This is a genomic window from Gemmatimonadaceae bacterium (assembly GCA_035633115.1).
GTDB lineage: Bacteria > Gemmatimonadota > Gemmatimonadetes > Gemmatimonadales > Gemmatimonadaceae > UBA4720.
Genome location: DASQFN010000108.1, coordinates 1 through 18,603 on the forward strand (window position 1 = coordinate 1; position 18,603 = coordinate 18,603).

The following is an 18,603-nucleotide window of genomic DNA, read 5'->3' on the forward strand; positions in this document are numbered from 1 at the left end:
GCAGGGAAACAGCTGCTGGCGACACTCAGACCCGCCGACCGGTTTCGTCTGGTGGATTTCTCGACGGACGTCCGGACATTCCGGGACGAATTCGTGTACGCGACAGCGCGCAATGTGGGGGCCGCGTCCGAGTATCTGGAATCACTGGATGCATCGGGCTCGACGAACATCTCCGGGGCGCTCGAGGAAGCGCTCAGGCCGGCAGTTTCTTCGGGACGGCTGGGCGTGGTCCTGTTCGTGACCGACGGTGAGCCGACGGTCGGAGAGCGGAATCCCGAGACCATCGCCGCTCGTGTAGCAACACTTAGAGGATCGCGCAGAATCTTCTCGTTCGGTGTCGGCGCGGAGCTGAATGCCGCTCTCGTCGAGCGGCTGGCGCTCGAGGGGCGCGGGACCGCGCACTTCGTGCGGCCGAACGAATCGGTGGAACGAGTGGTATCGATAGTAGCCAGCCGGCTCACCAGTCCGGTCGTCACCGACATGAAGGTGTACGCCGACGGCGTGAGATTGCTGAAAACCTATCCGACTCAACCGTCCGACATCTTCGCAGGGCAGGACTTCGTAATGCTCACGCGGTACGATCGCGATGGACCGACACGACTTCATTTCGCGGGCATAACCGCAAACGGGCCAGTCGAATGGAGCACCCGAGTGGTATTTCCGGCAAGCTCTCGCGAGAATTCATTCATCGCCCGTCTGTGGGCGACACAGCGCGTTGGGTATCTGAGCGCGGAGAAGCGACGGCATGGCGGATCGAGCGAAGTGGACGATGAGATTCGCGAGCTCGGGGAGCGATATGGCATACCGACGGAATTCTCGTCGTATCTGGTTCTCGAGCCGGGGATGGATCCGCGCCGGCAGCGCGGGGATGTGAATGCACCCCCACCCGCGGTGCTCCAGGGCCGTGTCGAGTCACGCGCGGTGACGCGAGATGCGCCGACTGCAAGCGCGAAGTCGACGTTCGAGTCGGCGCGTGTCTCAGCCGAACAGCGGGCTGCCACAACTTTGTCCGCCGCCGACGAGGCATCGGGAGTTTCAGGCAACAAGGAAGGACTTCGCCGGGTGGGCAACAGGCTGTTCGCAATGAGAGACAGCGTGTGGACCGATACGGGTCTCAAGGATTCGATGCGACGGGTACAAGTCCGTGCATACTCGAGGGCCTACTTCCGTCTGCTCGAGCTGCTGCCGGAGCTGCGCGAGCCATTTGCTGTGGGCGACAGAGTGATAGCTGCCGGTCGCTCCGTTGCCATCGAGATCAGTCCGATAGGCACCGAGTCGTTCACCGAGTCCGAGCTCAGAGATCTGCAATCCAGATGGTAATCACTTGAGCGACATCGACCGCCTTTTCCGAACCTATAACGCGGCTCTCGTGCGATATCTCACACGAAGACTCGGCGACCGTGACTGGGCGGAAGAGGTCGCGCAGGAGACATTCCTGCGCGCGCTGCGGCAGGAGTCGCTCACGAACGAAAGAGCGTGGTTGTTCGCGGTTGCGACGAATCTCGTATGTGACGAAGCGCGCAAGGCGTCTCGACAGCGGCGCCACCTTGCGCTTCTCGCGGAAGAAGAAAGAGAAACGAGTGTAGAGCCGGCCGAAACGACTCTCGAGCGAGCGCAGGAAGTGGCACTGGCGCGAAAGGCGGTCGACGCGCTGGCAGAGCGAGACCGTCTCGCGTTGTTGATGCGTGAGGAAGGGCTCGACTACTCGGAGATTGCGGAAGCGCTCGAGCTGTCGCCGGGATCGGTAGGCACGACGCTGTCACGGGCGCGGCGACGGCTGGTGGAGAGTTACGAGGCGCTTCAACGTGAGCGCGAAGCGAGGGAAAAGAATGCAGCATCCTGACGAAGGAACAATTCACTCCTGGATCGACGGGGAGCTTTCGCCGGAGCAGGCTCGCGAGATAGAAGCGCATGTTGCTGGCTGTCCCGAGTGTGCGGCGATGGTAGCCGAAGCCCGTGGACTCGTGGCGGCGTCGACGCGAATCCTGACTGCGCTCGACGATGTTCCGGGAGGCGTGATTCCATCCGTCCTTGATATCGCGCCGGCGCAGATCGTACGCCGGCGCTGGTACCAGCGGACCGACCTGCGCGCGGCGGCTGCATTGCTCTTCGTTGCCGGGGGTTCATTGCTCGTTGTCCGCCGAGGAGTGGATACGGAGTCGACGCGTGCCATGCTCGCAACGACGGACACCGCAAAAGAGCCGAGTGCGGCAGAAGGCGGAGCCGCGAAACCGCTCACCGGGAGGGAGCTCTTGCGGAGGTCGGAAGCGAAGTCGAGTGTGACAAGCCCGACAGATCTATCCGTGCAGCCCAAGGCGACGCTCGAAGCGCAATCCTCGAGACTCCAGGCGAGAGACGAGGCGCAATCGTCGGAGGAAGAGGGTGCGAGGGCACGAGCAGCCGATGTCGCGAATCCTCCGCCGGCTGTCGCGAATGCTCCGGCGCGCGCGCCCGTTGCACAGCTTGATGCACCCGCACCGCCAACGGTGGCAGCCCCGGCTGAAGGTCGGATGCTGGGGGCGGTCATCACGGGAGTCGCGGGAGATTCTAAGGTTGTGGATGCACCTGCCGCGGTGTCCGTTACGGCCGGAGCCGCGCCTCTGCGCGTTTTACGCGCGGACAGCACCGGCGGTATCAAGCGAACCATCTACGAAGTCTCCAAAGGCGTCGAGGTAACGCTCACTGAATCGCCAGTCGAGACCGTCGCAGAACGGAACGCTGCTGGTCGTCAAAAGGCTGCTGCTCCGCAGAGCTCGGCCCCGCCCACTGCACAGACGGAGACGAAGCAGCGCCAGGATGCACTCAGCGGTCGGGCCGCAGGAGCTGTGATGTCCGCACCGACTGCTGCGCTGAACAGCATCTCGTGGACTGAGCGTGGCCGGAGATTCGTTCTCACTGGACGTCTCACCACGAAAGATCTCGAAGCAGTCAAAGCGCAGCTCGCGCAGGCCAGGCGGTAACTACCTCGGCGGATCCAGTATTCGCTTGACCTCGGCGCGTGCGTCGAGGATGTGAAGGCGAGTCTCGCGATCGGCGGCGCGTGAGACCGCAGAGCGAAGAGCCTCATCGAGATCAGTCAACTCGCCACGCATCAACGCCCGGATATCCGTGTTAGGATCGGTCCCGACGCGCGCTCGAGACGGGCTGGTTCTGCTGCTCGTGATCACGATTGCCAGAGTCGGATTGATCTTGGCATCCGCCTGAGCCAGATACGAACGCTGCAACGCCCTGCGGAAGGGATCTATCGTTACGCCGGGGCGTGAAAGCTCCGCCCAGATGCCGGCCCTAAGGTCGGCAAGCAGCTCGGTGACGGAATAGACGTCGCTCGACCCCTTCGCTGATGAGGCCGCCAGCGCTTTGTATTCCGAGAGGCGGGCAAGCCGGTCGTTGTCGAGAACGTCAGTGAGAATTCGCGACTGCGCACTGCCGATGCGTCTAAGGGTTCCTTCAGGCTCCATTCGTCTCAGAATTCGGGTGTCGAGAAAAAACGAAGGAGTCGCGAAAGCATGCTCGTTCAGAAAGCGCATTGCAGCCTTCTGTCTCTCGCGCGGCAACGGAGTGAATCGCGGCCCAAGCTGTCCTCCGTATTTCTCCCGCGACTCGGCGCCGCCAATGACATTCACGACATGCTCGAGCTCCTGACTCCACTGATCGATGAGCCGCTGGTAGATCTCGATCAGCTCGGCGTTGTCCTCGCCCGGCCGGAGCGTGGCGGTCATCAGTAGCGGAACAACCCGGTGGATATTGCGCAGTCCATAACCGGTGGACTTCACTGCATCCGCGTCGCCTACGGCTTCGCTCTCGTCGCCCGGATCGGCGTTTGCGTCGCCGGAGGTGGAATGGCGGTACCAGGGAATGGTGTCCTGCATCTCCGCCCACGCGTTCAGCGTCGGCCGCTCTGCATCCGGTGTCCTTGCTCCCGGAACCGGCTTGTATCCCCACATGGTCGCAAACACATCGTATGGTCCGACGCGGGGGACGAGATCTGCGGGATCGATGCGATCCTCCGGCTGGGCCACGTAGTTGAGGCGAGCATAATCCATCAGCGACGGCGTGTGTCCCATCCTTCGCACCCAGGTAGCGCTTCTCACACTGTCGGCAGGGTAAGTCGAGCTCGCCTTCATGTTGTGCTGCAACCCGAGTGTGTGCCCCACTTCGTGAGCGACGATGTACTGCACCAGTCGGCCCATGAGCGGTTCGGGGAAGGGCAGGTGCTGAGCCCGAGGGTCAAGGGGTGAGACCTGAGTGAAATACCAGTTCCGCACGAGGTTCATCACATTGTGAAAGAGCCGTGCGGAGCCATTCATGATCTCGCCTGTCCGCGGATCGACCACAGTTGGGCCCATCGCGTTCTCAGTCGTCGAGGGCAACCAGCGGATCACCGTGTTACGGACATCCTCTGGTGACCATCGCGGATCCTCCGATGGCAACGGCGCATCCTTCGCGATTATCGCACGCCGGAATCCCGCCGCCTCGAATGCCGGCTGCCAATCCTCGATTCCTTTCTTGATCCATGGAATCCACTGCGCCGGTGTTGCAGGATCGATGTAGTAGACAATCGGCTTGATCGGCTCCGAGAGTGCCGAGTCGGGAAATTTCTTCTCGAGTCTCCAGCGGGTGATGTAAGAGCGGGGAACTGCGCGTTGCTGTGGAGTGCCGTAGTCGGTTCGCGTGAGCGTGAAGTAGCCGACTCGCTTGTCTGCGAGGCGCGGCATCATTGGACGCTCGGGAAGCCGCACCATGCTCCAGTGTGCGAGGATGCTGGCCGCCGGTATCGGCCCGAGTCCACGCTGACCGTCGGGCAAATTGTCGGGCGTAGCCGTCTGCGTTGCCTCGACTTCGACATTGTCGGGGAATGCATCAATGCGCTCGATGAACGAGCGCTTCTCGTCGAAGTTTCCACGTGCACCGACGAATTCGGGGATGTTCGTCGTGTAGAGCCGAGTGACGTCGATCACAGCAGAGCTATCGCGTCCGTACGATTCGACTGGAAAGACTGCGACAATGGGCGGATAGCTCGCCTGCGTGACAGCGCGATAAACCGGCAGCACCGAATCAGCGGTGATCTCGAAGGTGACGCTGCGGAGGAGAACGCGATTGCCCTGCCGCTCCCATCGCAGAACTCGCGTCGTGAACTCGTCGCCGCCATAATTCGTTCCGCCACTCGCTCTGGCAAAACGACCCACGAGAAGCATGTCCTTGTTCAGCTCGCGGCGCGGGATCTCGAAGTAGAGCGTGTCGCCGAGCCTGTGTGTCCGGAACAGTCCGTCGGTTGAGCGGGCGCGGGCGGGGATGACTTTCGCATACGGCTTGAGCCCCGCAGCACGCTCGGCGCTGTCGGCGGCTTCCGCCTTCTTCTGCGCCGCGGTTTTCGGTGCGGGCGCGGAAGAGCGTTGGAAAACGAAGCATCCCTGTGCGCTCACAAGTAACGCACAGGCGGCGAAGAAGTATCGAATCACACTCGGCGAATGAAGCTGCGAATTGAAGGGTGCGGAGACGCGTTACAACGGGCTCGACGCGTCCACGAAACCGTCGATGGCCATCCCCATCGTGTGGTACCCCTTGTCCACATAAATGGTGGTGCCGGTGATACCACTGGCAAGCGGGCTGGACAAAAAGGCCGCCGTGAGGCCGACTTCGTCTGCTGTAAGCCGATCGGTGAGCGGGGAATTGACTGAGCAGTAATCAACCATCCGCTCGATTATTCCAATCGCGCTCGCGGCACGTGACGCGTAGGGGCCGGCGGAGATAGTGTTCACTCGCATCCCGTATTTTCTGCCGGCCTCGAAGCCAAGAGTCCGCGTGTCGCTTTCGAGCGCTGCCTTCGCGGACGACATTCCTCCGCCGTAACCGGGAATAACCCTCTCGCTGGCCATGTAGGTGAGTGAAAGCGCAGATCCTCCGCGCCGCATCAACGGCCCGAAGCGGCTGACCATGGATACAAGGGAGTACGCGCTCACGCTCACGGCGGCGAGATATCCAGCGCGACTCGTCTCGAGCAACGGCTTTTTCACTTCCGGCGCGTTCGCGAGGGAGTGAATGATGATGTCGAGCGATTCGTCGCCGAAATCCGTGCGCATCCTGCTGACAAGCCCTTCGACCGAGAAGTCGCCGGTGTCGCGGTAGCGCTTGTTGGAGCGGATATCCTCCGGGACATCTTCGAGGGAATCGAATGCCGCATCGAGCGGGTAAATCTTCTCGAACTCGAGCAGCTGCCCCGAGGACAGGCGCCGGGAGTCATCCATCTTCCCGCGCTCGAGGAGATTCATGAAGATGTTCAGCGCGGGCGGCCAGGTTCCCACGCATACGCTTGCGCCTGCTTCCGCCAGCGCCTTCGCTGCCGCAAACCCGTATCCGCCGTCGTCAGCAACTCCGGCAACGAGCGCTCGGCGTCCGGTGAGGTCGATGTTCAACATACGGGGGATATGTCCCTTTCAAACGAGAGCGGCAAGGGGTGCGATGCTTGCATTCCGCTCCATGGACATTTCCCGCAGATTCCGCAAATACAATGGAGCTCAAGTGTCTCGACTGATTCAGGCTGTTCTTTGCGCGTCACTGCTTGCCGGTGACGTCGCGGGAGCGCAGCCGGCCGACACGATCAGCGGAAAGAAACCATTGTTCACGTTGCGTGACGTTCTGATGGCTGGAGGTTTTACACTGGCGACGATCGGCCTTGCGCCTGCCGACCGGCAGCTGACCCGGGAGCTCCAGGCACCGGCTCGGCAATCCAACCGGCTTCTACACAGGAGCGCCACCGTTTTCCGCCTTTTTGGCAATCCGGGAAGCATGATGGCGGGAGCGGGTCTCTATCTTCTCGGGACAGCCAATGGTCAGCGACGCACGCAGGACCTGGGTCTTCACACCGTGGAGGCAATCGTCCTCGGGTTTGGCGCAACCGGTACGATCAAAATTCTGGCAGGTCGCGCCCGTCCGCGGATAAGTGAGAACGACGCGTCGAGGTTCCAGCTTCTGCGCGGATTGAAAGGTGAAGATTATCAATCGTTTCCCTCCGGTCACACGACAACAGCGTTCGCATTCGCCGCAACGGTAGCAAGCGAGACACAGCGCTGGTGGCCAAGGTCACGCTGGATCCTCGGTCCAATCCTCTACGGCGGTGCAACGTTCACCGGGGTATCCCGCATATACAACAAGGCGCACTGGGCGAGCGATGTCATGGCCGGCGCGGCAATCGGCACGTTCACGGGCCTCAAGGTGGTGCGTTATCAGCATTCGCATCCCGACAACTATCTCGATCGCAAGCTCCTGAGAGCGGGATTGATGCACGTGAACGGCGGCTGGACCCCGACGCTTTCGACAGTCGTTTACTAGCGCGTGCTGCTCAACGGGATCTTCATCATCGCGGAGGTCGGAGGCGAAGCCGGTGAGCAGATCAGGGCGATCAACGAGCGGTTCGATCCTCGTCTCGCCAGGTACAAGGCACCGCACGTCACTATAACGGGCTCCTCGGGAGTCGGCCCGATTCCCGGATCCGTCACGCCCCTCTACCTTGGGGAAAAGCTCGCGCCAATCACATCGACTACTCCGCCCATAACGCTGCGCTTCGGTCCACCGATGAGGTTCATGCAGACGGAGATAGTGGTTCTTCCGCTCGACCCTCATGGACCGCTGCGCGTATTCCACGACCGGCTCGCCGCGAGCGGGCTACCATTCGGCCGAGCACGATTTACGTTCAGCCCGCACTGTACGCTGAGTCTGTACCCGACGCTCACTGCCGACAGGGCGCGTGAGCTCCTGGCGCTTCGAGTACTCGCCTCCGTGCTGATCGATCGTGTTCAAGTTTTCCAGGCCCTCGATCCGCAGCCGTCACGCAAGCTGTTCGAGCTTCCGTTAACAGGTGGACCTGAAACGGGTTGAGCGCGCGTGGCGCTCATCGTGGATGCGGGCGATTGGCCGCGCGCTTCCAGGTCCTCGCGGCGTGGCCAGCGCGAGCTTCGATGCCCGCCCATTGCGAACCCTGTTCGTTCGCTACGAGCGCATCGGGGACATGATCATGGCGACGGGGCTGATACGCGTTCTGGCGAACGCTTCCACTTCGGGAAAGGTGGATGTCATTGCGAATCCAGCGACGAGACCGGTACTCGATGGAAACCCTCACGTCGACAGGGTTTTCGTTCTCGATCGCGGATCATGGTCGAGCTACCTCAGGCTCATGCGTCAGCTTCGGTCGGAGCATTACGATGTGATTGTCGATGGGCGCATTAACAACCCGCGTGTGTTCACGTCTACCCCGATGCTGATGCTCGCGGCCGGCGCTCCGTACCGTATTGGCGTGGGAGGCGGGAGCAACGATCTCGTCTACAACGTGCCGGTGCAGAGGTACGATCGATCGACTCCTTATATCGAAGGCTCGAAATCCCTGTCGCTTCCGTTCCGCGTGGATCCTGGGTCGGTAGACTGGCAGCCGGAGATTTTTCTTTCTGAGAACGAGCGGTTAGTTGCGGAGACTCACTGGGCAAGCGCTCGTGGACTTGGAACAGCCATAAACGGTCGCAGACTGCTTGTAAATCTCTCCGCGTCGGAGGAGAAGCGACGGTGGCCGGATGCCAGGTTCGTGGAAGTACTTCTGCGTGTGCGAAAGCAGGCGCCGACGCTTACGGTCATCGTCATCGGCTTGCCTGAGGAATGGGATCGTGTGAGTCGAGTCGCATGGCAGGTGAGCGCGTTGGCGGTTCCAACTCCACATCTTCGCGAAGCACTGGCGCTCGTTGGCACGTCTGATATGGTGTTTACCCCAGACACCAGTATCTCGCACGCGGCTTCGGCGTTCAGGAAGCCCGCCGTGGTGCTGCTCAAGCGCGAGCACCATCCGTATGCGCCTTACAATATTCCGGGAGAGAATGTTTTCTGGGATGGCAATGAGATTCAGGGGCTTCCCGTTGAGGTCGTGGCGGCTGCTGTCGAGCGGCTCGTGGATCGTTACGGCTCAAAATCACCGTAACTCGGAACAAGAGAACTGCGGACTGCGTAAGGACACTACGGACTGCGGTACTACACTGCGGACTGCGGAGCAAACAGGTGCGATTCGCCTTCAACGCTGTATTCGTCTCGTTCGTGTTGGCGACCGGAACCGATTGTGGCCGAGCTCCGGGTAGCGATCGAGAAGTATAGGAACGTGAAGACCGCGGAGGCCGATGGATTCAAGATGTTCGCCCGGCAGATCAAGAACCAGCGAGTGTATCACTTCACGAAGGGTCTCTGGGCGATCGAGAATCAGTTCCGCTTCAATCCGGCGAAGCCGACGTCACTACTATATAGAAGGGACCGTCAGGGGAACTTCGTTCTCATCGGGGCCATGTACACCGCACCGAAGCGATACTCGGTCGCCGAGCTCGACGCGAGGGTTCCAACCAGCATTGCGCAATGGCACAAGCACGTGAACTGGTGCGTTCCGCGGCTCGGGTCCCGCTCGCGGTGGACGGAAGTGAAGAACGGCCGGCCGGTATTCGGGCCACTCGGTGTCAGCACCCGGGAGGAGTGTGACCAGGCCGGCGGGCGCTTTCACGAAGAGGTGCTGGGGTGGATGGTGCACGCCAATGTGTTCGAGAGCGACGTCTGGGGCGATCATCACATGCGCGGGGACGAGCTCGGAACGCGCGAGAACTAACTACCTGCCACAGAGACACAGAGAACAAACGGGCGCCCGCTTCGACTGGCCATCGGGCGCGACTATGTTTCGTCCATGAATCGACGTCTCCTTTCAGCGATCATCGGCTCTCTGACACTCCTCAGCTGCAGCAGCCGCAACGCACCGCCTGCTGCCTCGCCGCCGGACGGATCTAGCGGAGCTGGTGTCTCTCCTCGTCTGGTGCAGGCAGCTCAGGGAGAAAATCATTTTCGCGCAATTCGCCAGGTCACATTCGGCGGAGAAAACGCCGAGGCGTATTTCAGCAATAACGGACAGTGGCTGACGCTGCAAAGCACACGAGACGGCCATCCATGCGATCAGCAGTACGTGATGCGCATCGACGGAAGCGAGCTGCGTCGCATCTCCGAAGGACGGGGGAAGACAACCTGCGGCTGGTTTTTCCCCGGCGACCAGCGGCTCTTTTTTGCTTCGACGACGGCGCACGATTCCATCTGCCCGCCAAAGCCGGATCCGTCCCGTGGCTACGTCTGGCCGCTCGACCGGTACGACATCTACACGGTAAACCGCGACGGCTCCGGTCTTCGCCGTTTGACGTACAACAACGTGTACACGGCCGAAGGCGTGCTGTCGCCCGACGGCAAGCGAATCGTCTTCACGTCCCTCAAGGATGGCGACCTCGAGATCTACACGATGAATGCTGACGGCAGCGACGTCCGGCGTCTCACGAACACGCCCGGGTATGACGGCGGTGCGTGGTGGTCGCCCGATGGAAAGCGGATCGTGTATCGCGCGAATCATCCGACAGACTCGGTGGAGCTGCGCGCCTACCGGGACTTGCTGGCACAGCGGCTGGTAAGGCCCTCTAGGGTGGAGCTGTTCGTAATGAACGCCGACGGCTCCGACCAGCGACAGATCACCCGACTCGGCGGCGCGAACTTCGGCCCATCGTGGACACCGGACGGAAAGCGCATAATCTTCTCGTCCAATTATCTGGCTCCCCGCAGCGGCAACTTTGACCTGTTCCTCGTGAATGCCGATGGGACAGGACTCGAGCGGATCACGTTCGATGAGTCGTTCGATGGTTTCCCAATGTTCAGCCCCGATGGCACGAAAGTGGTGTGGGCATCCAATCGCCATGCGGCGAAGGCTGGCGAGACCAACGTGTTCATCGCTGACTGGCAATGACAATCCTCGGGAGTTAGCAACGTGAGCGACGGCGCCGCAATGATGATCGCGCTTCGAGTGATTCACATAGTCTCCGGGGTGTTCTGGGCGGGCACAGTGATGGTCATTGCGTGGTTTCTCCTTCCCACGGCGCAGGCGATGGGACAGCCCGGTGGAGCTTTCATGCAGCAGCTGATGTTCGGCCACCGGCTGCGGACGGTCATGCTTGGGTCGATGCTTCTGACGATTCTCTCGGGTCTCACGATGTACGGGTGGATTGCGATGGAGACGGATGGCGTGTGGGCGAGGAGCAAGATGGGGATGGTGATGGGGGTCGGTGCGATTGCCGCAATCATCGCCGGCGGAATCGGGGGCGGAGTCGTGGGACGTCAGGGCAGCAAAATGATGGAGCTGGGCGGAACCATTCAGGCGTCAGGAGGTCCACCGACTGACGCACAAAATGCTGAGATGGATTCATACCAGCGAAAAATCCGGAGTGCGTTCCGCATCATTGCTGTTCTTGTCGTCATCGCTACGATCTCGATGGCGTCAGCGCGTTACCTGTCGAGCTGGTAATCAGCTGAGATTTGGAGCAGGCTGAGCTCGTCGGCGCCGGCGTTGCAGCTGTCGCGCAAGCAGCCACACCGCCCAGATCCACACAACCCAAACAATCCGTTCAGCGATAGTCAGCGAAGCTACTGTCTCTGCGATGGCGACGGGAAGCGTGAGCGGCAGGGAGAGAGTTGACGCAAGAGTTGGCCGACGACGCTCGACTACTTTGACGGCGGTTCGCGGCCCAGTACGCAAAGCTGCGTCGATCGCCGCGCTCAATGAGTCCGGCGGCAGCTGGCGCCAGTTTGGTACAGTAACCAGCGTCCAGGCCGGAATCACCCATCCCCAGCCGTGGTTATTCGTTCCCGATACGAGTGCGAGGCCAAGCGAATCCGCTCGGCGAATTATCACGTTGCGATCGCGATCTGCCTGGGCGAGCCCGCGCGGCGATCCATCGGTGATCTCGATCGCGACGATGTATGGTGCGCTATCACGTGCCGCGGATTGAACGTCGACCAGAGGACCTGACAGCGCAGTGACGCTGGAAGGCAGCCGACCCGATAAAAGCCTGCCATTGAGCAGCCAGCGGCGCCGATCCATGAGAGTGACGCTGTCCGCGCTCGTGAAGCCCAGGAAGATCTGGAATGTTCCGCGATAGCGACCCTCGTATGCACTGAGCAGCACAACCCCGTCTCCCGAGCGCGCCGGATTACGACTGCGAGCCAGCTCGGCACCTTCGAACGAACGGTGATCGGATATGTAGGCTGCATCGAATCCCCCACGCTTGTGCCAGGTGCGGTTCGCTTCGGGCGAAAAGCTGTTGCGCGTGTCGTGTGAGGCGTTCGTGTGCGAGTGGAAGTCCACAACGACCAGACTCCTGTCACTGACGGAGATTCCCGCCATGGGTCGCGGAAGCGCAGCAACAGCGGCATAGAGGAGCGCCAACACTACGGTTGCGATCGCCGCCGATTTTACAGCAGATGCCCGCCGGCGACCGCTCGCTCTGGGTGTACGGATTGCTGGGAGGAAGACGGCCAGGGCGACGACGGTCAGCACGGCGGCCGCATGCTGCCCCGCCGAGAGGAGCCCGATCGCGTCGAGTAGACGCGACAGCGGCGAGAGCAGCACATAAGACGCAGGGAGCACCAGCTCTGCTTCGGGCGGTGTCATGCCCGTTACGGCGTCTCGCAACGACGAACGCCGAAAAAGTCCGCCGAGAATTATGACGCAGCTGGTGAGAACCGGCAGAAGGAGTCCGCCGCGCAAACCGAGCTTCAAGTCACTCGCCGCGCGACGGGGATCGACGCTTGCCGTTCTCCGCTGGAAGTTTGAAAGGGGCGTCGGGGAATTGAACCCCGCATCAGCCGCAAGCACCTGGATACATCGCGGGAATCGAACCCGCACTGCTGGCGATCCGAGTGGCACCAGCCACGCCACCACCTGCAATCTATGACATCAAAGCCTCGGTCCACCACCGCGGCACTTGTCATTAGACGCTCGAATCGAGTGAAGCGTTTGCCCGGAATTATCTCAGCGCAAACGCGACGACGTAGTCGCCGAGCGTAGTTCCAAGTCCACCGTGTCCACCGGCTGCGATGACGACTATCTGTCGTCCACTCGCCGGTGAACGATAAGTCATCGGTGTCGCCTGACCACCTGCGGGGAGTTTTCCCTTCCACAGCTCGGCCCCGGTCTGCGTATCGAACGCGCGAATGTAATCATCCATCGTCCCTCCCACGAAGATGATTCCACCAGTCGTTGTGATTGGGCCACCCAGGGAAATCGATCCCCACTTGTCGCTTCCCGAAACTGCGGCGAGTGACGGGATCATCCCAAGCGGCACTTTCCAGCGGATTGCGCCGCTCGACAGATCGACCGCCACGAGCTCTCCCCACGGCGGCGAATTGCAGGGAACACCTTTGGGGCTGAGAAGGAACCGGCGACTCATTCCGTACGGAGTGCCACGCTGGCTGGCGAAGTCGATTCCGAATCTTCTTCCGGAATCGCTGGCGGCGCGGAGATTGTCGCGAGGAATCACCCGCACGACCTGCACAAGTCGATTGACGCTGGTGACGAGAATGCCCTTATCAGTGTCGACGGATGCACCACCCCAGTTCGTTCCGCCAACGGAACCGGGATACACGACCGACCCTTCGTAGCTTGGCGGAGTGAAGATTCCCTCGGACCGTGTGCCCGTCATCATCGCTCTACACGCGGCGCGATCCTCGGCAGAAACACCCCAGGCACTGTCCGCTGCCATTGCGGTGCTTCCAACGAGATTTGGAGTCGCGACGGGAAATGGTTGAGTCGGCCACGCGGATTCACCGGTGACTTTGCTCGCCGGCACTGGTCGCTCCTCGACGGGAAGGAGTGGCTTGCCCGTCAGGCGGTCGAGAACGAACAGATGGCCCTGCTTCGTGGCGATTGCGACCGCCGGAGTCTCTTTTCCATCACGTCGCCAGGTGAAGAGCGCGGGGCTCGCCGCGACGTCGTAATCCCACAGGTCGTGATGAACTACCTGGAATCCCCAAACGAAATGCCCCGTTGACGCGCGGAGTGCGACTACGGAGTTGGCGTAGAGATCCTTACCCGGCCGCAGTCCACCGTAGTAATCCGGTGATGCACTGCCTGTCGGGATGAACACGAGGTCGCGTGCCGGGTCAGCCGAGAGGACTCCCCAGGCGTTGGCGGCGCGAGTGCGAGTGGCTGCTGCGGAATCCCATGTCTCCGAGCCGGGGTCACCACGCCGACGGGGAATCGGATCCCAGCTCCATCGTTTTGCGCCGGTGCGCGCGTCGAATGCGCGGACGGTTCCACGCTCGAGGTCGACTCCGCGGTTGTCGCCCATAGACGATCCGACTATTACTACGCCGCTGACGACTGCAGGCGGCGAGGTGACACCGTACTCGCCTTTCGCGACCGGACCGACGTCGAGCGTCAGGTCGATCGTTCCACCTGCGGCGAAGTCCTGACAGGGCTTTCCGGTGGCCGCGTCGAGCGCAATGAGGCGTGCGTCGATCGTCGGGAGAAAAATTCGGCGAGCACACACCGCATTCGGTTGCGCCGAGGGGTTGGACCATGCAGACACGCCGCGCGAGGCGAATGCTTCGCTGTATCTGATCGTCCGATCGATCTTCGAGTCGTAGCTCCAGCGCTCCGCGCCGGTCTCCGGATCGAGCGCGATGACCCGATTGAATGGAGTGCTCAGGTAGAGCGTTCCGGCGAAGAGAATCGGCGTCGCCTCGAAGGTGCTCTTTCGCGGGTAGACGGTGCCGTCGGACACATCACCCGTGCGATACCTCCAGACTTCGCGAAGGCCGCTGACGTTCGACTTGTTGATCTCCGTGAGGGGGGAGAACCGGGCGCCGCCGGGATCGCGACCGTACGCCGACCAGTCGCCCGCAGGAATTGCCGCATCATCAGTCCGGCTCGCGGCAGCAGCGCAGCCTGTTACCGCGATCAGGAGGGCTATGTGGAGCGTTCGTGGCGACACTGTTGGAGCTCGGGCGATAGTTTACTTAGCCTCGGGAGGGCTTAATGCCAACAGAAGAACATAAGGTTTCGGGAAAGAATCTACTCGACCGCGTGAAGCAGATTGTGCACGAAGGGAATGTGCGTCGGATTACGATCAAGAATCCGGAAGGCAGGGTACTGCTCGACATACCCCTTACCGCGGGAGTTGTCGGTGCTGTTCTTCTGCCGTTCTGGGCGGCTATTGGTGCTATCGCTGCATTGGCTTCGGATTACACTCTCGTCGTCGAAAGGAAGGAATAGAACCTGATACCCGTTGCCCGTACCTGTTGGCCGTTACCCGACGGCCGTTGCCCGATAGCGTTCCCGCTGCTCGCTAATAGTAACAAATCGCAACCAATTACTTTCGTAGAGTCGCTCCAGTGAGTTGAGCGATCCCACCTAGTGTAGTCTGCGCCGCGTTGAGCCCCAAGCGGAAGTCCTTGTCGCTGTAGGTCGAGTATAGATCTGTTGGCTGGTGCCATTGCGGGTCCCACCCTGCACCGATTTGCGTCCCGCGCTCGTTCTCGCGAAGACTGACGGCGGGAACAATGTCCATGAAAGGCGTCGAGTCGGTGTTCGTCATGTGCTGGCCGACTGTCGCCGGGTAATCCGTCGCGAACTTCTCGTTCGCATTGGCTAAGATCCAGGCGAGCTGCTGTGACCCCGAGGCCATTTTTGAATTGCTCTGGAATTCGATGTTCACGTCAGCTTCGGGACGCTGCTCCTTGCTCATCGTGCTGTCGGGGCGCGGCATGCCGTGGTCGAACAGCATCATGTCGTGCTGAATCATTCCGAGCCATTTCGGCTCCGGGTATTTCCCCGAGCCCGCAGGATTCTCCTTCCCCTGCAGTGCCTGACGCTGTGCGACGTACGCGCGGGCGCCGTTCAGTCCGGTCTCCTCGTTGTTCCAGAGAATGAAGCGAATCGAGCGGTCGGTCTGCACATCCGGACTGCTGAAGACTCGCGCCAGCTCCATCACGAGTGCCGTGCCCGAGCCGTCGTCGTTGGCCGCCTCGCCCCAGCCATGTCCATCCATGTGTCCGCCGACGATGTACATCTCATCAGGGTGGGTCGTGCCGATCTTGGTGCAGTAGACTTGCTGCCGCTCGCCCGGCGTGGTTGGCTGAGAGTTAAGTGCGCGGAGCTTCGGGTCTGGTTGCGCGAGTGAATCAGTGTTCACGCTGGTCCGCGTGCGGATTCCGCGCAGACGGCCACCGCCGACAGCGATGTTGGGGGCGCGGGCAACGGCAGGTGCCGGTGAAGCAGGCTGGTAGTCATAGGTAAGCCGCTCGGTGTTTGTGCAGCCGTAGCTCTTGAGCTGAGCCTCAATCCAGTCGACTGCCGCGCGATTGCGATCGGTTCCCTGACGGCGATCGCCGAATTGCGTGAGTCCCTTGATTGTCGATTTGTACCGTTCAAGGTCGAGGCGACCAACAAGCGCACGGATCGCAGCGGTGTCGCCGAATGACGGCGCTACAGGCGTGACACTGGTGGCAGGCGCCGTTGTGCGGGCGCACGCACTGAGTACTACGAGTAAGACAATGGCGCAGTGTGGAGTAGAACGCGCTGAGCCTGTGCGGGAACGGGAACCGAGTGCAACTATCATTGGCGAACGGCTGCGCGAGCGACCAGATAAGAGTGCAGTGCCCGGATCTCATCGTCGGTGAAATGACTGAGTCGCTTCCGCGCGACTTCACTCATCAACTCCAGCTCACGGTTGCCGAGAGCCTTGCCGGTTCTCATCAGGTGCGTGAACTGTTCGAGGGTGTAACCAGCGACGATCCGCAGATCTGGGCTGCCTCTCGGGTCTCCCTCGAGCTTTGCTCCGTGGCATTCGGTGCAGACCGTTCGTGCCAGATACGCGCCGTCGCTGTTGGCCTCGCCGGGCCGCAGAGATGACGCAGACGCCGCCTCGGCCTCGAGGACCTCGGCCGCAGTCGGCTTGAACTTCCCAACGGCGAGCCCGATGCGTCCGGCGGGGCCCAACGTCACGTCGCGCCGCTGGCCCTCGGAGGCCGGCACGCTTCGGATGTAGGCGATGATCTTGCCGAGGTCATCGTCCCGAATGGAGCTGTACATCGGCGAAGGCATTATGAAGACGCTTCGCCCGTCCGGTCGAACTCCGCGCCGGATGATGCGGACGAGGTCGGCGTCGGAGTATTCGCGTGCGGAGATCGTCAGGTCGGGTGCGGCTACCCGTCCGATGAGCGGCTCATCGAAAAGCACCTGTCCCTCGAGCTGCGAGCCGTGACAGCCCGTGCAGCCGCGGATCTTCGCCAAGCGCATACCTTCCGCGACTGATGGTGCATCTGTGGGGACGGTGATGTTCGCCGCCGGCTCCGTGTAGGTGCGCCGCACCACCCGTTCGGAGAGAGCGTATGCAGTAGTCGCAACGACAATCACGAGGACCACCAAGCCAAGCAGAATGTTTCTGAGCCACCGAATGGGGCGATTCATCGGCGTACCTGTTGGGTTTGGAAAAGCATGATGCCGACAACTGCTCCGGCGGCGATTCCTGCAGCGATGAGCCCGAGCGTCGTGACCACGACCATGGTCGCGCGCCGCGCGGCGTCGGGGGCACCGACGCGCCAGCCAATCGCATCCATCGTGAGAGCCACTGCCAGGAACGCGGCAGCGGCCGCGATTCCAGATCCTATTCCCAGGCGCGCAGCGAACCTGTTTCCATAGAGACCGCGGCCGAGCGTGAACGTGCCAGCGGTGGCGACCAGCAGTGTCGCGGTCACGAATAGCAGCACGTACACCTCGTGGATCTGCATTCCTCGCAATGCTGCTCGACCGACCACGAATGGCTCGGTCACTCCGAGAACGAGACCAATCGTGCCGAAGAGGACGGCAAGAAACAATGCACCGCGACGACTGATCGCCCCAACTCCCGGTTGCCCCGCGAGCCTGGTCATGTCGCGACCCCAGAGATTCATCGCCTGGAAGAGGACGGCCATGGCCATTGCCACCGAGAGAGTCCGGCGTGGAAAGACGGGCAGCGGAGCTCCCAGCGCGTCGATCGCGCCTCCAGCGGCAGCCGCGAGGAGCAGGCCGCCAACCACGTCGCGGGTAGTGAGGGCGGCCGCGCGGATGATGACTGGGCGCATCTGATCGATCACAATGGCGAATCGATGAGGTGCAGGCTGGTCACGGCGGGTTTGCAGATCAGCAGTCTACGATTCCGGGAGGGGTGACGCTACTTTCAAGGCTCGAAGTACTGCACCAAGCACCCTCGGAGATCGAGTTAGTTCGCGTGGCACCACAGTTCATATATGTCATGAAGGACCTCCGCAAGGTTGTCCCGCCGTCGCGGGAGATCCTGCGCGGGATCTGGCTCTCTTTTTATCCCGGCGCCAAGATCGGCGTGCTTGGCGCCAACGGCGCGGGCAAGTCCACCGTGCTCCGAATCATGGCTGGTGTCGATCACGACTTTCAGGGCGAAGCGTGGCCGCATGAGGGAACGCGCATCGGCTTTCTGTCGCAGGTGCCTGAGCTCGACTCGTCGAAAAATGTCCGTGAGAATGTCGAAGAGGCCGTGAAGGCGCAGCGCGATCTTCTCAAGAAGTTCGAGGAGATCTCGATGAAATTCGCCGAGCCGATGAGTGATGCCGAGATGGAAAAGCTGCTGGACAGCCAAGGGAAGGTGCAGGAGAAGATAGATGCGGCGAATCTCTGGGAGCTCGACCGGAAGATCGAGATCGCGATGGATGCGCTGCGTCTGCCTCCGGCGGATGCCGAGATCGATACGCTGTCAGGGGGCGAGA

The 18,603-nt window shown here is 61.6% G+C and carries 18 protein-coding genes; 11 read left to right on the plus strand and 7 right to left on the minus strand.

The window, feature by feature from the left end:
- The 3 genes from VES88_14785 to VES88_14795 form a co-directional block, all read left to right on the plus strand.
- The coding region (locus tag VES88_14785) for a VWA domain-containing protein (GenBank protein HYN82752.1) at positions 1–1,320 on the plus strand (1,320 nt) is incomplete at its 5' end.
- Positions 1,321–1,324: 4 nt separating this feature from the next.
- Positions 1,325–1,843 (plus strand): sigma-70 family RNA polymerase sigma factor, encoded by a 519-nt coding sequence (locus tag VES88_14790; protein ID HYN82753.1) that lies wholly within the window; start codon positions 1,325–1,327, stop codon positions 1,841–1,843.
- Positions 1,830–2,960, plus strand: coding sequence for a zf-HC2 domain-containing protein (locus tag VES88_14795; protein HYN82754.1), 1,131 nt, complete (start codon positions 1,830–1,832; stop codon positions 2,958–2,960). Before VES88_14790 ends, VES88_14795 begins: the two co-directional genes overlap by 14 nt.
- Here VES88_14795 and VES88_14800 read toward each other — a convergent pair whose 3' ends face one another.
- Together VES88_14800 and VES88_14805 are read right to left on the minus strand one after the other, a co-directional pair.
- Positions 2,961–5,459, minus strand: coding sequence for a zinc-dependent metalloprotease (locus VES88_14800; protein ID HYN82755.1), 2,499 nt, complete (start codon positions 5,457–5,459; stop codon positions 2,961–2,963).
- Between the two features lie 42 nt (positions 5,460–5,501).
- Entirely contained in the window at positions 5,502–6,416 is a 915-nt protein-coding gene (locus tag VES88_14805) for an enoyl-[acyl-carrier-protein] reductase (GenBank protein HYN82756.1), read from the minus strand.
- Between the two features lie 103 nt (positions 6,417–6,519).
- On the opposite strand from VES88_14805, the gene VES88_14810 reads away from it, so the two are divergent.
- From VES88_14810 to VES88_14835, 6 genes are all read left to right on the plus strand, one after another.
- Positions 6,520–7,329, plus strand: a complete 810-nt coding sequence (locus VES88_14810) for a phosphatase PAP2 family protein (GenBank protein ID HYN82757.1) — start codon at positions 6,520–6,522, stop codon at positions 7,327–7,329.
- A 3-nt stretch (positions 7,330–7,332) separates the two neighbouring features.
- Positions 7,333–7,875: a 2'-5' RNA ligase family protein gene (locus VES88_14815; protein ID HYN82758.1), complete on the plus strand. Its 543-nt coding sequence runs from the start codon at positions 7,333–7,335 to the stop codon at positions 7,873–7,875.
- Between the two features lie 61 nt (positions 7,876–7,936).
- Positions 7,937–8,959, plus strand: a complete 1,023-nt coding sequence (locus VES88_14820) for a glycosyltransferase family 9 protein (protein HYN82759.1) — start codon at positions 7,937–7,939, stop codon at positions 8,957–8,959.
- A gap of 135 nt (positions 8,960–9,094) precedes the next feature.
- On the plus strand, positions 9,095–9,625 hold the full coding sequence (locus VES88_14825) for a hypothetical protein (GenBank protein ID HYN82760.1): 531 nt from the start codon (positions 9,095–9,097) through the stop codon (positions 9,623–9,625).
- A 75-nt stretch (positions 9,626–9,700) separates the two neighbouring features.
- Positions 9,701–10,792 (plus strand): hypothetical protein, encoded by a 1,092-nt coding sequence (locus VES88_14830; protein HYN82761.1) that lies wholly within the window; start codon positions 9,701–9,703, stop codon positions 10,790–10,792.
- Positions 10,793–10,813: 21 nt separating this feature from the next.
- On the plus strand, positions 10,814–11,347 hold the full coding sequence (locus VES88_14835) for a hypothetical protein (GenBank protein HYN82762.1): 534 nt from the start codon (positions 10,814–10,816) through the stop codon (positions 11,345–11,347).
- Here the strand turns inward: VES88_14835 and VES88_14840 are convergent, their stop codons facing one another.
- The gene (locus VES88_14840) at positions 11,348–12,601 is read right to left on the minus strand and encodes a hypothetical protein (protein HYN82763.1); all 1,254 of its coding nucleotides are present in this window, start codon (positions 12,599–12,601) and stop codon (positions 11,348–11,350) included.
- A gap of 247 nt (positions 12,602–12,848) precedes the next feature.
- Positions 12,849–14,816, minus strand: a complete 1,968-nt coding sequence (locus VES88_14845) for a pyrroloquinoline quinone-dependent dehydrogenase (GenBank protein HYN82764.1) — start codon at positions 14,814–14,816, stop codon at positions 12,849–12,851.
- A 44-nt stretch (positions 14,817–14,860) separates the two neighbouring features.
- Here VES88_14845 and VES88_14850 point away from each other — a divergent pair, with 44 nt between their 5' ends.
- Complete coding sequence (locus VES88_14850) at positions 14,861–15,097, plus strand: DUF4342 domain-containing protein (GenBank protein HYN82765.1); 237 nt, start codon at positions 14,861–14,863, stop codon at positions 15,095–15,097.
- 97 nt (positions 15,098–15,194) lie between these two features.
- On the opposite strand, the gene VES88_14855 is transcribed toward VES88_14850, so the two are convergent.
- The 3 genes from VES88_14855 to VES88_14865 are packed head-to-tail and all read right to left on the minus strand — an operon-like array spanning position 15,195 to position 17,946.
- On the minus strand, positions 15,195–16,442 hold the full coding sequence (locus VES88_14855) for a M20/M25/M40 family metallo-hydrolase (protein HYN82766.1): 1,248 nt from the start codon (positions 16,440–16,442) through the stop codon (positions 15,195–15,197).
- Positions 16,439–17,293, minus strand: a complete 855-nt coding sequence (locus tag VES88_14860) for a c-type cytochrome (protein ID HYN82767.1) — start codon at positions 17,291–17,293, stop codon at positions 16,439–16,441. Before VES88_14860 ends, VES88_14855 begins: the two co-directional genes overlap by 4 nt.
- Positions 17,290–17,946 carry a hypothetical protein gene (locus VES88_14865; GenBank protein ID HYN82768.1) on the minus strand — a complete coding sequence of 219 codons (657 nt, stop codon included), beginning with the start codon at positions 17,944–17,946 and terminating at the stop codon, positions 17,290–17,292. Before VES88_14865 ends, VES88_14860 begins: the two co-directional genes overlap by 4 nt.
- Before the next feature lie 170 nt (positions 17,947–18,116).
- Here VES88_14865 and VES88_14870 point away from each other — a divergent pair.
- Positions 18,117–18,603: ATP-binding cassette domain-containing protein (locus tag VES88_14870; protein HYN82769.1), on the plus strand; the 487-nt coding region annotated here is incomplete at its 3' end.

What these genes read in the sequence shown, in the direction of transcription:
- VES88_14830 (HYN82761.1), top strand. Translation starts at nt 9,701, where the DNA reads ATGAATCGACGTCTCCTTTCAGCGATCATCGGCTCTCTGACACTCCTC.
- VES88_14850 (HYN82765.1), top strand. Translation starts at nt 14,861, where the DNA reads ATGCCAACAGAAGAACATAAGGTTTCGGGAAAGAATCTACTCGACCGC.
- VES88_14865 (HYN82768.1), bottom strand. Translation starts at nt 17,946, where the DNA reads ATGCGCCCAGTCATCATCCGCGCGGCCGCCCTCACTACCCGCGACGTG.
- VES88_14795 (HYN82754.1), top strand. Translation starts at nt 1,830, where the DNA reads ATGCAGCATCCTGACGAAGGAACAATTCACTCCTGGATCGACGGGGAG.
- VES88_14860 (HYN82767.1), bottom strand. Translation starts at nt 17,293, where the DNA reads ATGAATCGCCCCATTCGGTGGCTCAGAAACATTCTGCTTGGCTTGGTG.
- VES88_14855 (HYN82766.1), bottom strand. Translation starts at nt 16,442, where the DNA reads ATGATAGTTGCACTCGGTTCCCGTTCCCGCACAGGCTCAGCGCGTTCT.
- VES88_14805 (HYN82756.1), bottom strand. Translation starts at nt 6,416, where the DNA reads ATGTTGAACATCGACCTCACCGGACGCCGAGCGCTCGTTGCCGGAGTT.